The organism is Streptomyces sp. NPDC046900 (assembly GCF_040644975.1).
Taxonomy (GTDB): domain Bacteria; phylum Actinomycetota; class Actinomycetes; order Streptomycetales; family Streptomycetaceae; genus Streptomyces.
The window spans coordinates 1-13,604 of the sequence record NZ_JBEYXD010000019.1 but is presented as its reverse complement, the minus strand read 5'-3'; the positions used below and the strand labels follow the sequence as shown (position 1 = coordinate 13,604).

Here is a 13,604-nt window from a genome sequence, read left to right as displayed (position 1 = left end):
GCGAGGATCGGTCCGCAACACCACGCGCGGCGGGGCGTATTGGGCCGCCGTACCCGGTACACCGCCCACCGAACGCGGCAGGGAGCGAGCGATTCACCATGCAGGTCCCCCTCTACCAGGCCAAGGCCGAGTTCTTCCGCATGCTCGGGCACCCCGTGCGGATCCGGGTCCTGGAACTCTTGCAGAACGGCCCCGTCCCCGTACGCGACCTGCTCTGCGAGATCGAGATCGAACCGTCCAGCCTCTCGCAGCAACTGGCGGTACTGCGTCGTTCGGGGATCGTGGTGTCCGTTCGGGACGGCTCCACCGTGAGTTACGCGCTCGCGGGCGGCGATGTCGCGGAGCTCCTGCGCGCGGCTCGCCGGATCCTGACGGAACTGCCGACCGGCCAGACCGAGTTGCTGGCCGAACTTCGCCAGGTCGACGACCGCCGTCCGGCCCTGGCCCCGGGCAGCGCACGTCGAAGCGCCTGACAGCGCGGCGGGCACGCGACCTGTGCGGTCGAGGGCCATGAGGCGACGGACGGCCGGCGAGCCGCGTCCCCACGAGGGGGTCGTGGCGGCCTGGAGGAGGGGGACACACCTCAGGACGAAAGTGACTCGGCCCGGCCTCCGCGGTGTTGCGGGGGCCGGGCGGGCGTGGCGGGGATCGGACGGTCACCAGGTATGACCGGCAGCGGTGAAGGCACCGTCGCGTCAGGTCGCCGGCGGAGGCCTCCGCCGTGCTCGGGACGGACCTCAGACGGAGCCGGCGAACACGGGAAGGTAACCGCGGGACTGCCCGACGTCCGTGGGGTGGTACGACTCCGTGACCGCGAGCAGGTTCACGCTGCGCAGCCAGGGGTTGGCCGAGCAGATCTCGTGCCCGGTGAAGGCGCGGCGGACGTCGGCGAAGGTGAACCCGTGATCGGCGGCGCGCTTGGCGGTCACTGTGTCGAGGTGGTCGACGGCGTTGTTGAGGGCGGAGCGCGCGGTGTCGGAGAGACCGATCGCACACATCCCGCTGAGCCGGTACAGATGCGGATAGCCGAGCACCACGACGTGGGCGGCGGGGGCCTTGCTCCTGATGGCCCGGTAGAGACGGTCCAGGTCGCCCGGGAGATCGGCGTCCATGTATCTGCGTGCCTCGGCGGCGGCGGTCACACATGCGGTGGTGCCGCGCAGCACGCAGGTCGTCATGACCTTGGCGAAGCCCGAGTCGCTGCCGCCGACCGTGATGCTGACCAGGCCGGTGCGGCGGCTGAGGGCACCGAGCTGGCGGGCCAGCACATCGCTCGTCCGGGCGCCGTTGCACGCGGCGAAGCTGAACGACGGCACTGAATGGGCCGCGGCCCACTGGGCGGGATAGGCCCGGCTGCTGCGCAGGCAGTCGCCGCTCGAGGCGAGGTAGCCGCCCGCTCCGATCCCGGCGGAGTAGGAGTCGCCGAGGGCCACGTAACCCCTGGACACCGACTGCGGGACCGCTTGTGCTGTGGCGGCCCCGGTGAAGGTCCAGGCGGCGGCGAGGAGGAGCGAGGACACACGGACGGCGATTCGGGACTGTCTCATGCTCCTGCCTTAACACGGCTCGTTCGACCCGGGCTGTCATGACCGCCCACCGCCGCGCGGCCGTGTTGAGAAGGGTCACTGGACGTGCCGCTCGCGAAGCGTCCTGTCTCTGACCGGACTTCTTCGGGAACCGGCGGTGCACGGACCTGCCGTACTCCGTGCGGACGTCACCCGGACGGCCGTCACTCCACCGGCGGCGTTTGCGCCGCCCCCGAACTGGAGTGCCTCGCCCCGCGGAACCTCGGGTGACGCGGGCAATCGCCGATGACCGCCCTGATCATCAGCTGGGTTTATTGGTGAGACTCGCTAGGGTGCGTGCATGAAACGGACGTCTTTCGAGAACTGGCCGTGCTCGATCGCGCGGACCATGGACCTCCTGGGTGACTGCTGGACGCCGCTGGTGCTGCGTGAGGCGTTCTACGGGGTCAGCCGCTTCGACGAGTTCCAGCAGGGGCTGGGCATCGCACGCAACACCTTGACCGACCGGTTGCGTCACCTCGTGGACGAGGGTGTCCTGGAGAAGCGGCTCTACCAGAGCGAGCCGCGGCGTCACGAGTACGTACTGACGCAGAAGGGGCGGGACTTGTTCGGCGTCCTCGCCGCCATGTCCCGCTGGGGCGATCGATGGCTGGCAGGGGAGGAAGGCGTCCCCGTGGTGTTCCACCACGACACGTGCGGCCACGACACCGGGGCCGAGGTGGTCTGCGCGGTGTGCCGGAAGCCGCTGGAGGCCGAGGACACGTCGATGCGCATGGGGCCCGGGTATCCGGAACGGCTCAAGCGGCGGGCGGATGTGCGCCGCCGGTTCGGTGCCGCCTGACGGACCCGCCGCCCACGGTCCTTGACAGGGTAAGTCTTGTGAAGCAACCCTTGAGGTCAACTGCTCGATGGCGAGGAGGCCGGCCGATTTGGAGTGGACGGGCGCACGTTACGCGGACACACCCACGCTCGAGGTGCGGACCTGGATCGATGCCCCGCCGGCGCGGGTCTGGTCGCTGGTCAGCGATATCGAGCTGATGCCGACCATGAGTGCGGAGCTCCAGTCGGTCGAGTGGCTCGACGGGGCGGCAGGGCCGGCCGTGGGCGCCAGATTCGTCGGGCGCAGCAAGCACGAGGCGCTGGGGGAGTGGCAGACCACCTCGCACGTCATCGAGTGCGAACCCGGGCTGTCGCTCGCCTGGGCCGTGGAGGACCCGGCCAACCCCTCAGCGGTCTGGCGCTTCCGGCTCCGGCCCAAGGACGGCGGCACCGAGCTGTCCGAATGGATGCAGCTGGGCCCGGGCCGTTCCGGTCTGTCCCTCGCGATCGACCGGATGCCGGAGAAGGAGCAGAAGATCGTGTTCGTGCGGCTGCGCGAGTTCGAGCGGAACATCACCGCCACCCTGGAGCAGATCAAGAAGCGGGCGGAGAAGTGATGCGCACCGCCACCACCATCGAGGCGTCCGGCGGTGAACGCTGGTCGGAGCAGACCGACTTCGTCGTGGAGGCCGAGAAACTCGGCCTGGACGTGTGCTGGGTCGCCGAGGCATGGGGGTCCGACGGTCCCTCGGCACTCGGCTACTACGCGGCGCGCACCGACCGGATGCTGCTGGGATCCGGCATCATGCAGGTGGGGACGCGCACTCCGACAGCCGTGGCACAGACCGCCATCACATTGTCGAATCTGTCCGGCGGACGGTTCCTGCTCGGACTCGGCGCCTCCGGCCCCCAGGTGATCGAGGGCCTGCACGGGGTTCCGTTCGCCCGGCCTCTGAGGCGTATGCGCGAGACCGTGGAGATCGTGCGCCGGGTCCTCGACGGGGGGAAACTCTCCTACTCCGGGGCCGAGTTCCGTATTCCGCTGCCGGGCGGCGAGGCGGTCCCGATGCGCCTGTCGATGCGCGCCGAGCACCGGATCCCCGTCTATCTGGCCGCGCTGTCACCGGCCATGCTGGAGCTGACCGGGGAGGTCGCCGACGGCTGGCTGGGAACGAGCTTCGTGCCCGAGGGTGCGGCCGGTGCCTACTTCGCCCATCTCGACAACGGCCTTGCCCGCAGCGGCCGTACGCGTGCGGAACTGGACATCTGCCAGGGGGCGGAGGTCGCGTTCGCGCCCGACGAGGAGGCGCTCGGGGCGATGACCGCGAGACGCAAGAAGGAACTGGCCTTCAGCCTGGGAGGCATGGGCTCCGCGTCCACCAACTTCTACAACAACGCCTACAGCCGCCAGGGTTGGGCCGAGACCGCCGCCGAGGTGCGGGAGCGGTGGCAGTCCGGCGACCGGGACGGTGCCGCCGGCCTGGTGACGGACGAGATGGTCCTGGGCACGACGCTGATCGGCACCGAAGCCATGGTGCGGCAGCGGTTGAGGGTGTGGCGTGAGGCAGGCGTGGACACCGTCCGCCTCTACCCGGCGGGGGAGTCGCTGCAGGCCCGGCTCGACACCCTGGCCAGGGCCATCGAGCTGGTGCGGGAGACGGACGACGGTTCGTAAGCCGGAGCCGTGTCCGGGCCGCCGGTGACGCCCTCGCTCTGCGGCCAGGCGCCCGGCCGCGTGCGGCCGGGCAGCCCCACGGACCCCGAGGTGTCCGGCTGACCGGAGCAGCCGGTGACCGGCGCGGACCCGCCGTGCACCCGGTCGGCGCAATGGGCCGAGCAACGGCGAGTGCCGCGGGACGCCTGGCTGCGGGGGTGCGCCAGACTTCCGTGGAGACGACTTCGGACCGGACCCGGTGCCACGACGCGGTTCCGGCCGGTCCCCGGATCGCCCCGGTCCGTGGACCGAGGAGGAGAGAATGAGCGACCTGCTGTCTGCAGTCCTGGAAGCCCATGGCGGCGTCGACCGGTGGCGGCGACTGTCGACCTGCACCGCGACGATCGTCAGCGAAGGGGAACTCTTCAGGGCCAAGGGGATGCCCCAGGACCCGCAGCCCCGGCAGATGACCGTGAGCCTGCACGAGGAGCACGCATCGGTGCGTCCCTTCGGCGGCCCCGATCAGCGCAGCGACTTCACCCCCGGCCGCACCGCGATCGAGCGCGCCGACGGATCCGTCGTGGCCGAACGCTTCGAGCACCGGAAGGGGTTCGCTGGGCATACGTTCGAGACTCCGTGGGATCCGCTGGACCGGGCCTACTTCAACGGGTATGCCCTGTGGACGTATCTGACGACTCCGTTCTTCATGCTCATGCCCGGGATGGCAGTTCACGAGAAGGAGCCGTGGGCCGAGTCCCCGACGGAGACATGGCGTGGTCTGCGGGTCTCCTTCCCGGACGGGATCGAGAGCCACAGCAGGGAACAGGACTTCTACTTCGGTGACGACTTCCTGGTCAGGCGTCACGACTACCACGTCGACATCGCGGGCGGTTTCGCGGCCGCCCATTACATGTACGACATCGCGGAAGCGGACGGGATCAGGTTGCCCACCAAGCGCCGCGCGTACCGCCGGGGACCCGACGGGCGTCCGCTCCGCGATCACCTGATGGTCGGCATCGACCTCAGCGACGTCCACTACTTCTGACGGGTCTCGCCCGTGGTCCCGTCCGGCTCCGCGGCGGGCCGGGCGGCGGCCGTGGTGCCCTTCCCTGGCCCCACGGCCGCCGCCCGGCATCCCCGGGCTCGTCAGACGGCCGTACGACCGCCGTCCACGGGCAGTACCGCCCCGTGCACGAAGCTCGCCGCGTCGCCGGCCAGATAGGCGATCGCCTCGGCGACCTCCTCAGGCGCGGCCGGGCGGCCGGCCGGGGCCTGTGCCGCGAGGGCGTCGAGGTCCTCACCCATGCCGGCCGTGCCCTCGGTACGCGTCGGGCCGGGCTCCACGGCATTGATCCGCACCCCGCGCGGACCGTACTCGGCGGCCCACGCCTTGGTGAGCAGGTTCACCGCCGCCTTGCTGGACGAGTAGAGCGCCATGCCGGCCACCCCGTACTCGGCGACCATGGTGCTCACGTTCACGACCGCCCCCTCCCCGCGTTCGGCCATCGCCGGGGCCAGGGCCGCCACCAGGTGGAAGGGAGCCTTCACGTTCAGATCGTAGACGGCGTCCACATCGCCCTCCGGCGTCTGGTCCGTCGGGCCGAACGGGAAGATGCCCGCGTTGTTGATCAGGACGTCCACCCGGCCGCCGCCCAGTGCGACGGCCTCCCGGGCCAAGTCCCGCGCCCCCTGAGCGGTGCGCAGATCGGCGGCGACGAAGTCCGCCCGCCCGCCCCGGTCCCGGATGGTGCCGACCACGGACTCGCCGCGGGCGCGGTCCCGGCCCGCGACCAGTACGTGTGCGCCGCGCTCGGCGAGCAGGGTCGCGGTGGCGGCACCGATCCCGCTGGTCGCACCGGTCACCAGCGCCACGCGTCCGGTCAGAGCAAGAGAACCCATGAGGTCCATCCTTCGTATCGAATCTCCAGGGTCAGCGAGCACGACCGTGCCGCGTCCGCTGTCCCGTCACCTCGTTCGCGAGCTGACACGGGTCGAAAGCGCGCGCTGACGTGCGGGATTCCGTCTTCGCCATAGGTGATTCCGAGAGCCGCCATAGGCGCCGGGGTGTTGTCCCGCGATCGAGCCCTTCCGGGTGCGCCGCAGCACCGGAGCGCTGGTCAGGCGCCATGCGTGGCCAAAAAGCGGGACTTATGCCCGCTCCTGGTGAGGGCGATGGCTCGATGCGGGGCGCCGAAACATCGCGCGGTCGCTCCGGCGATCCGCGCCACGTCCGGCCGCGCCCACGCCTGCGGCCGCCCCGGTCGGACGAACCAGTGGCTTGTCGGCCATGATCGCGCCTGGAGGTCTCGAACCGGTCAGGACGCCCGGCCGACGGCGCGACCGGTTGCCGCCGGCAGGTAAGGCCAGCGTAGGACGACCCCCATGGTTCGGCATGTCGTGAGTACGACGCCGCGACCGCCCGCTCGGCGGCCCCGAGTGCGCACGGCGGCCGCGATGGGACGTCGTTCGCAGGGCTCACGGACCCCGATACGCGCCCGGGGCAGCCCTCTGGCAGCGACGGGCGGTCAACGGCCGAGATAGAAGCGAATGGTGGTGCCCGGTTCACCGGAGTGGATCCGGACGAGGTCCGCGAGGTGGTTCACCAGCAGCAGTCCTCGCCCACCGGGCTCGGTCGGCGGCTGGGGGCGTCGCCCGGCCAGGGGGTCGATCAGCCGTCCGGCGTCGTGCACCTCGCAGACGATCTGGTCGCCCTCCGTCCAGATCCGCAGCGTTCCGCCACCGGCACCGTGGAGGACGCTGTTGGTGGTCAACTCGGCCACCGCCAGCGCCAGGTCGTTCAGGCGCGCGTCGGCGAGCCCCATTTCCCGGGCGTACCGCACGGCGAATTCGCGCACCACGGAGAGCTGACCGCTGCTGCCGAAGACGAACACACCAGCTCCCGGCGGCACGGGCAGCGCCTGATTGTAGTGGTCGACAACGGTCTCGGGGCTGTAGGCGGCAGACGCCGTCTCACTGTTCTCGTCGATCACCAGCGGGTGGGTGGCCCGTGCGTCGTCGAGGACCCGCCGGTCGAGCCCCTCGGCGTCGTACGGGCACAGGATCGTGATGTCACGCCCGGCGAAGGCCGCGTTGATCAGGGCCTCGTGCTGCACACACGCGGGGTACTCGAGGCTGCTGCGGCCCGGCCAGATCGGCTCACCGACGATGCGTACCCGGCCCTCGCCATGGGCGTCGGCGAACTTGCGCAGCACCCCCGGGATGATCCACCCGGGGTTGCGGCCCGCCCGGGTCATGTCCACGAAGCGCACCTCGGCGGCACGCCCGCCCAAACGATCCTCCAGGAGTTCCAGACGATCCGGCGGGGCCGCCACGGCCACCGGCTCGGCTGCCTCCAGACCTTCCAGAACGAACGGAACCGTAGCGGCCAGGAACTGCTTCTCGCCGCGGTAGAACAGCGCCGGATGCACGAATGTCCCACGCGCGGCGACAAGTTCGGTCATGGTGTCACCTCGATACCGCCCAGCTCCGGCCAGAAGACCGACAGCACGCGCGCCACTTGCGGCGGCGGCCCGTACAGCATGAGCCGCTGCCCCTCGGCCAGGGACTGGGCGAGCACCGCAAGGTCCGTAACTCCCGCTACGTCGATGAACGTCACCTCGGACAGCTCCACATGGAGGAGGGCCTCATCGCGCCGCGCCAGCCGGCCGAGCGAATCCCGCCAGGCCGTGCGGGTGTCGAGGCCGACTTCGCCGATCACCCGTACGCCGGGACGCTCCGGCAACGGGTGTACCTCCAGGCGCGGCGCGCCGTACGACTGCGCGGCGCGGAGGCTCCCCGACTCGAGTGAGACGTCCACCCTTTACACCTCGGTCTTCCCGTCGTCGGCCGTCCGGCCGGACTCTCAGGACTCATGACGCGCAACGCCCGCCGTCCTGGTTCCCGGCCGCTCTCCTCCTGCCCCGACATACGCGGCTCATCGGCACCTTAGCCCTGTTCACCCCCAAGCCGTGCTGACGAGCCGGGCCACGGAAACGACCGCCCTCATGGCCTACGCATGCCCGCGGTGGGACGCGGACCGCGCAGCCTGGCCAGTCCGGGAACTTCCCGGCCGGCGCAGGGAATGAACCGGCCCGCGGCGGGTACACGCACCGCCGCGAGGGCAGGTGCGGGGCGGCGTGTCCCTGGGGAGGTCACACGCCGCCCCCATCGTGGTGCTCCACACGTGGGCGGACCGAACGCCCCCGACCGGTCGGCTCGCGCCAAGCCGGGACAGCTGACGTGCGAGCGTGCTATGACAGCTGTCATGAAGGGTCTGCTGCGGGGAGACGGACATGGGCGCGCGGCGAGCGATGTCTCCGCCCGGTCGATGTGGGAGCTCGCCGAACCCGTGCACGACCTCGTCTACTTCACACCGGAGGCGCGGCAGGAGGCCGACCGGGCGGGAATGCGCGGCTTCTGGATGGGGTACGTCGCGATGCGCGCCGCCCCGCTGGGAGTGGTCCACGCGTCTGTGGTCGTCAGCGGTTTCTATGTGTTCCACCCCGACCGGGTGACGCGGGCGCTGCCGGACGCCTGGCGCTACGCGACTCCGTCGGACATGCTCGCCGCCAGAGAGCGTGCGGTGGATCTGAGCATGCGTCGGCTGTTCGGGGAGGACGTCGTGCGCAGCGCGCGGATGGCGGAAGCGGCGGACCTGGCCTGGGACGCGGCCGCGGCGGCCGACACCGCGGGACGGGTGCTCGGCGGGGCCAACCAGGCTCTCAACCGCCCGGAGCTGCCGCATGTGCGGCTCTGGCAGGCGGCGACCACACTGCGCGAACACCGGGGTGACGGACATGTGGCCGTGCTGGTGAGCCGGCGCGTCGGCCCGGTCCAGGCGATGGTGCTCAAGGCCGCCTCGGGGGAGTCGGACGGTGCGATGCTGCGCGAAGGCCGGAAGTGGGACGCGGCGACCTGGCAAGGCGCCGAAGCGGACCTGTGGGCGCGCGGATGGATCGACGACGTCGGTCGGCTGACCCCTCGGGGAGCGGCCGAGCGCGATGCGATCGAGGCGGAGACCGATGCCGCGGCCGAAGGTCCATGGCGGGCCGTGGGACGCGATGCCACCGTGCGACTCGCCGAGTTGCTCACCCCGTTGGCCCGGAAGGTGCTGGCCTCCGGAGTGATTCCGTCCGGCAATCCGGTGGGACTGACCGGGGCGCCGCGGCGTGACGCCGGCGGCGCCGGGTCACGATGACGCCGGCGCTGTGCGGGCGGCCCTTGCGGTACTCCGCCCGGATCGTGCCGCCTCCGGCGCGCGGCTATGGCTACGGGCCTCATCCGCGCCGTCCTTCGCGGCCCGCGAGGACGGAACCGCGCCATCGGCTCAGGCGGAGGCCGGAGCCGGATCCCTCCTCGCGCGCAGCACCGGGTCGGTGCGCAGACGCACGAAGGTGACGAACAGGGCCAGGGCCTGAAGCACGGCGCACCCACCCAGGACGTCGGCCAGGTACGACGGCGGGCTGAGGGCGATGACGATCCCTGCCAGGGGGAAGGGCAACAGCAGGAGCAGGATCGTCAAGGACAGCGTGGTGCCGAACGCCGCGGGCGGAATCATCAGCGAACGCAGGGTGCGCAGAACGACGGTGAGCCCCCCGTCACCGGCCATGAAGAGCGCCACGAGGGCCGTGTAGCCGAGATAGGAGGGAGCCTGGGGGAGAGCGAGACAGGCGGTGGCCGCGACGGTGGAGCTGATGACGCCGACTCCCCACAGGCCGAGCCGGTCGAGAGCGAAACGGCAGCAGGCGACCGCGAGGAGCGTGGAGGCGGCGGCAGCCGACCAGAGGGTGCCGACGGCGGCGGGGGAGCGGCCGAAACCGTGCACCACGATGATGGGGCTCGCCGACTGCAGTAGTCCGAGCGCCAGGTTGGAGCAGGCCAGCCCGGCCACGAGCAGTCGCAGGGCCGGCAGTGAGCGCAGTGTCTCCCAGCCTTCCCGCATGCCTCCGCCCGGGCGCCCCTCGTCCCCGCTCGCGCCGCGCAGTGGTGTGGGCGGGGTCTGCAGCGCCAGTCCGGCCGACAGGAAGGACAGCACACTCAGGCACGCGAGCATCCGGGTCGGCCCGGACAGGAGCAGGAAACCGCCGAGTGCCGGTCCGACGAGAGTGGCCGTCTGATCGATGCCGATGAGCACCGACTGCACCTTGTGGGGCTGGCCTTCGGCCCGTCGGCTGACGATGGCGCCGACGGCCTCGTTCGCGACGAAGCTGAACTGGGTGAGCGTTCCGGTCACGGCTGCCAGCGCCATGACGGTGATGGTCTCGGTCGTGCCCCGCGGAAGCGCGACCAGTGCCACCGCCGCGGCAGCCACCAGCAAGGCCCGTGCCAGCGAGGCGAGAAAGCACACGATCGCCGCGCCGCAGCGGTCCACGAGGGCTCCGGCCAGGCTGAACGCGGCCACCCGGGGTATCCACTCCAACGCGAAGGCCAGGCCTGTCAGGGATGAGGATCCCGTGGTCGCCAGCACCAGCAGCGGCATGGCGTAGGTCGACATGGAGAAGGCGAGCGCGTCGCAGGTGCGCGGTGCGTAGACACGCCGGAAAAGGCCGCCGGCGGGAACGGCGGCATGCCGACCGGCCGGTTTGCTCTCGGGCAGGGAGATGGTCACGGAGCGGACTTTCGGAGAGCGGATCGCGGACGGACGGAGAGTCGGACGGCTTCTCACCGCTCACGCCGCAGGGCATTTCGAGAGGATGCGAAGGGGGAAGGCCGGTGCGTCCACCGGCCGGTGACGCTCAGTCCGTTGCCGGACCGAATCCGCGAGTCGCCTCGGCGAGAGGCGCGGTACGGGAGTGGCGGCCGCATGAGGACAAACAAGCCATGATCATGACATGAGGTGCGGCCACGTGAACTCCACTCGGGTTGGGGAGCCGAAGACGGGAACGGACGTGCCGACGCGCCTGGTTGAGGCGTGATCTACGACGCGGTAACAACATAGCGGAACGGCTTCCTGCTGCGGACCCCGGTGCCGGGCCCGGTTCGGTCTCTCGCGGAGACGTCCCTTCCGGCCGGGCGACGGTGCCTGGGCGGCAGGGGGTCTCGCCAGGAGCTTGGACCTTGACCAGGAGCGCGTCGTGGATCACGGTGGGCCGGGTGGTCGGTGGCATGAACGTGCGCAGCCCCGCTCGCCCGGTGCCGGTCGATGACAACAGCAGTTCGACCGGCCGGAGTTGCCGCCGAAGAACAAGTCGAGGAGCAGGAGGGGCCCAGATGAGTGAGTTCCGCAAGGCCGTCGAGTCCGGTGACCACAACGCGATCGAGGGGATGCTGTCCGAATCCGTCGTGTTCACGAGTCCGGTCGCGTACAAGCCGTACCCGGGCAGGCCGATGACGGCGGCGATCCTCCGCGGGGTCATACGGGTCTTCGAGGACTTCCACTACGTGCGCGAGATCGTGAGCGCGGACGGACGCGACCAGGCGCTGGTGTTCCGGGCGAAGGTCGACGGCCTGGAGGTCAACGGCTGCGACTTCCTGCACTTCGACGAGGACGGCAAGATCGACGACTTCCAGGTCATGGTCCGCCCGCTCACCGCCGCCAAGGCGCTCGCCGAGGCGATGGGCGCGCAGTTCGAGCAGATCGCCCGCGAGGCGACGGGGGCCTGATCCCGCAGGGACCTCAGTAGCCCGATGCGGACGCGGGCGGCAGCCGAGCCGAGCCTTCCGGCGCCCCCGCGGGACCGATGCCCCCGCGACCCGGCGCCGGTACAAGGTGCGTACGGCGTGCGTACGGCCGAAGGTGGCACTTATGGCGACTCTTCGTGAGGCGAACGGGGCAGTCGTGGCGGCCGGGGAAGAGCGCGCGGTTACATGACCGGGGGGCGCCGCATGGACCCGCTTCCCGACGCCGTCCCGCGCTCCGGCGATGAGCCGACGACCGGTCCCGGATCAGGTTGCGAGGGAGACATGAGCGAAGCACACGGAACATCGGAGGAGACCACTTACGACGTGGTGGTGCTGGGCGCTGGTCCCGTAGGCCAGAACGTCACCGCCAGCGCTATTGCCGCAGGCCTGACCGTAGCGGTCGTGGAGCGTGAGCTCGTCGGCGGCGAGTGCTCCTACTGGGCCTGCGTGCCGAGCAAGGCGCTGCTCAGGCCCGTCATCGCGGTCGCCGACGCCCGCCGCGTGGACGGTGCCCGGCAGGCCGTCGACGGCCGGATCGACGCGCAGGGGGTCTTCGCCCGCCGCAATCGCTACGTCACCGACTGGGACGACACGGGTCAGGCGGAGGCGGTCAAGTCCATGGGTGCCGACCTCTTCCGCGGCCAGGGCCGGCTCGACGGTCCCCGCCGTGTCACGGTCACCAGGGACGACGGCGCACGCCACGCCCTCACGGCCCGGCACGCGGTCGCCGTCGCCACCGGCAGCCGGCCGGTCCTGCCCGACATCCCGGGTATGGACGAGGCCCGGCCGTGGACGAACCGGCAGGGGACCGACTCCAGTACGGTGCCCGGGCGGCTCGTGATCGTCGGTGGCGGCGGGGTCGGTGTGGAGATGGCCACTCTCTGGCAGGGTCTGGGCTCCCAGGTCACTCTCGTGGCCCGACGCCGTCTCCTGCCCCGTATGGAGCCCTTCGCGGGGGAGCTGGTGGCGCGCGGTCTCGGCGAGGCGGGTGTGGAGGTGCGCATCGGCGCCCAGCCCACCGCGCTGCGCCGTCCGGACCCCGACGGTCCCGTCACCCTCACCTTGGACGACGGCAGTGAGGTGGAGGCGGACGAGATCATGTTCGCCACCGGCCGTGCCCCCGCCACCGACGACATCGGCCTCGACACGGTCGGCCTCACCCCCGGCTCCTGGCTCGACGTGGACACCACCTGCCTGGTCCGCGGAGTCGACGGCGCATGGCTGTACGCACTGGGTGACGTCAATCACCGGGCGCTGCTCACCCACCAGGGCAAGTACCAGGGCAGGACCGCCGGGGACGCGATCGGGGTCCGAGCCGCAGGCCGCCCGCTGGACGACGGCCCCTGGGGCGACCACGCCACCACCGCCGACCAGCACGCCGTGCCCCAGGTCTTCTTCACCGATCCCGAGGCGGCCGCGGTGGGCCTGAGCGCCGAGCAGGCGGCCGCGGCCGGTCACCGCATCCAGACCGTGGACCTCGACTTCAACGCGGCCAAGGGTGCCAACCTGTATGCCGACGGCTACCAGGGCCACGCCCGGATGGTGGTCGACCTCGACCGTGACGTCCTGCTCGGGGTCACCTTCGTCGGCCCGGGGGTCAGTGAGCTGCTGCACTCGGCCACCGTCGCGGTCGCGGGCGAGGTCCCGCTCAAGCGTCTGAGGCACGCGATCGCCTGTTTCCCGACGGTCAGCGAGATCTGGCTCTTCCTCCTCGCCGCCTACGAGCGCGAACGCGACTGAGCCGCACACCCCGCACCGGCCCAGGGCCCGCACCCGTGCCTCGCCGGGCCCGGCAGGGAACAGCCCGGCGGGCCCGGGGGCGCGCGGCGCCGTCGCCCCCCGTTCCTCAGGCGGGCCGCGCCTTCGTCACGAAACCCACCGGTTCTCGGGGATCCGGGCCGGGACGCGCGCCCCCTCGCGCTGCAGCACGATCAACGCCATGTCGTCGGCGAGCGGCCCGCCCGTATGGGCCCGCAGGTCCGCGC

13 protein-coding genes are annotated in these 13,604 nt (G+C 71.3%); 8 read left to right on the top strand and 5 right to left on the bottom strand.

What is annotated here, in order from left to right:
- Nucleotides 1–98 precede the first annotated feature (98 nt).
- Entirely contained in the window at nt 99–473 is a 375-nt protein-coding gene (locus ABZ904_RS20455; RefSeq protein ID WP_359401722.1) for a metalloregulator ArsR/SmtB family transcription factor, read from the top strand.
- Nucleotides 474–737: 264 nt separating this feature from the next.
- Here ABZ904_RS20455 and ABZ904_RS20450 read toward each other — a convergent pair whose 3' ends face one another.
- Nucleotides 738–1,547, bottom strand: coding sequence for an SGNH/GDSL hydrolase family protein (locus ABZ904_RS20450; RefSeq protein ID WP_359401725.1), 810 nt, complete (start codon nt 1,545–1,547; stop codon nt 738–740).
- Between the two features lie 319 nt (nt 1,548–1,866).
- Between ABZ904_RS20450 and ABZ904_RS20445 the strand changes: the two genes are divergently transcribed.
- From ABZ904_RS20445 to ABZ904_RS20430, 4 genes are all read left to right on the top strand, one after another.
- Complete coding sequence (locus tag ABZ904_RS20445; protein WP_359401728.1) at nt 1,867–2,367, top strand: helix-turn-helix domain-containing protein; 501 nt, start codon at nt 1,867–1,869, stop codon at nt 2,365–2,367.
- An 88-nt stretch (nt 2,368–2,455) separates the two neighbouring features.
- Complete coding sequence (locus ABZ904_RS20440; protein ID WP_359401768.1) at nt 2,456–2,962, top strand: SRPBCC family protein; 507 nt, start codon at nt 2,456–2,458, stop codon at nt 2,960–2,962.
- Nucleotides 2,962–4,020 (top strand): LLM class flavin-dependent oxidoreductase, encoded by a 1,059-nt coding sequence (locus tag ABZ904_RS20435; protein WP_359401732.1) that lies wholly within the window; start codon nt 2,962–2,964, stop codon nt 4,018–4,020. Before ABZ904_RS20440 ends, ABZ904_RS20435 begins: the two co-directional genes overlap by 1 nt.
- A gap of 301 nt (nt 4,021–4,321) precedes the next feature.
- Nucleotides 4,322–5,044, top strand: coding sequence for a hypothetical protein (locus ABZ904_RS20430; protein WP_361824875.1), 723 nt, complete (start codon nt 4,322–4,324; stop codon nt 5,042–5,044).
- 101 nt (nt 5,045–5,145) lie between these two features.
- Here the strand turns inward: ABZ904_RS20430 and ABZ904_RS20425 are convergent, their stop codons facing one another.
- The 3 genes from ABZ904_RS20425 to ABZ904_RS20415 all read right to left on the bottom strand — a co-directional run bounded on the left by ABZ904_RS20425 (nt 5,146) and on the right by ABZ904_RS20415 (nt 7,816).
- Nucleotides 5,146–5,898: an SDR family NAD(P)-dependent oxidoreductase gene (locus ABZ904_RS20425; RefSeq protein ID WP_359401738.1), complete on the bottom strand. Its 753-nt coding sequence runs from the start codon at nt 5,896–5,898 to the stop codon at nt 5,146–5,148.
- Nucleotides 5,899–6,524: 626 nt separating this feature from the next.
- Nucleotides 6,525–7,460, bottom strand: coding sequence for a sensor histidine kinase (locus tag ABZ904_RS20420; protein ID WP_359401741.1), 936 nt, complete (start codon nt 7,458–7,460; stop codon nt 6,525–6,527).
- Nucleotides 7,457–7,816: an STAS domain-containing protein gene (locus ABZ904_RS20415; protein ID WP_359401744.1), complete on the bottom strand. Its 360-nt coding sequence runs from the start codon at nt 7,814–7,816 to the stop codon at nt 7,457–7,459. Before ABZ904_RS20415 ends, ABZ904_RS20420 begins: the two co-directional genes overlap by 4 nt.
- Before the next feature lie 447 nt (nt 7,817–8,263).
- Here ABZ904_RS20415 and ABZ904_RS20410 point away from each other — a divergent pair, with 447 nt between their 5' ends.
- Complete coding sequence (locus ABZ904_RS20410) at nt 8,264–9,196, top strand: hypothetical protein (RefSeq protein ID WP_361824870.1); 933 nt, start codon at nt 8,264–8,266, stop codon at nt 9,194–9,196.
- 129 nt (nt 9,197–9,325) lie between these two features.
- On the opposite strand, the gene ABZ904_RS20405 is transcribed toward ABZ904_RS20410, so the two are convergent.
- A complete protein-coding gene (locus ABZ904_RS20405) occupies nt 9,326–10,606 on the bottom strand; it encodes an MFS transporter (RefSeq protein ID WP_361824867.1) in 1,281 nt (426 codons plus the stop codon).
- Between the two features lie 602 nt (nt 10,607–11,208).
- Here ABZ904_RS20405 and ABZ904_RS20400 point away from each other — a divergent pair.
- Nucleotides 11,209–11,601 (top strand): nuclear transport factor 2 family protein, encoded by a 393-nt coding sequence (locus tag ABZ904_RS20400; protein ID WP_359401753.1) that lies wholly within the window; start codon nt 11,209–11,211, stop codon nt 11,599–11,601.
- A gap of 300 nt (nt 11,602–11,901) precedes the next feature.
- Entirely contained in the window at nt 11,902–13,359 is a 1,458-nt protein-coding gene (locus tag ABZ904_RS20395) for an NAD(P)/FAD-dependent oxidoreductase (RefSeq protein WP_359401756.1), read from the top strand.
- The last annotated feature ends 245 nt before the right edge of the window (nt 13,360–13,604 follow it).

Coding starts and splice junctions, on each gene's coding strand:
- ABZ904_RS20410 (WP_361824870.1), top strand. CDS start 8,264: ATGAAGGGTCTGCTGCGGGGAGACGGACATGGGCGCGCGGCGAGCGAT.
- ABZ904_RS20445 (WP_359401728.1), top strand. CDS start 1,867: ATGAAACGGACGTCTTTCGAGAACTGGCCGTGCTCGATCGCGCGGACC.
- ABZ904_RS20395 (WP_359401756.1), top strand. CDS start 11,902: ATGAGCGAAGCACACGGAACATCGGAGGAGACCACTTACGACGTGGTG.
- ABZ904_RS20400 (WP_359401753.1), top strand. CDS start 11,209: ATGAGTGAGTTCCGCAAGGCCGTCGAGTCCGGTGACCACAACGCGATC.
- ABZ904_RS20450 (WP_359401725.1), bottom strand. CDS start 1,547: ATGAGACAGTCCCGAATCGCCGTCCGTGTGTCCTCGCTCCTCCTCGCC.
- ABZ904_RS20420 (WP_359401741.1), bottom strand. CDS start 7,460: ATGACCGAACTTGTCGCCGCGCGTGGGACATTCGTGCATCCGGCGCTG.
- ABZ904_RS20455 (WP_359401722.1), top strand. CDS start 99: ATGCAGGTCCCCCTCTACCAGGCCAAGGCCGAGTTCTTCCGCATGCTC.
- ABZ904_RS20435 (WP_359401732.1), top strand. CDS start 2,962: ATGCGCACCGCCACCACCATCGAGGCGTCCGGCGGTGAACGCTGGTCG.
- ABZ904_RS20425 (WP_359401738.1), bottom strand. CDS start 5,898: ATGGGTTCTCTTGCTCTGACCGGACGCGTGGCGCTGGTGACCGGTGCG.
- ABZ904_RS20430 (WP_361824875.1), top strand. CDS start 4,322: ATGAGCGACCTGCTGTCTGCAGTCCTGGAAGCCCATGGCGGCGTCGAC.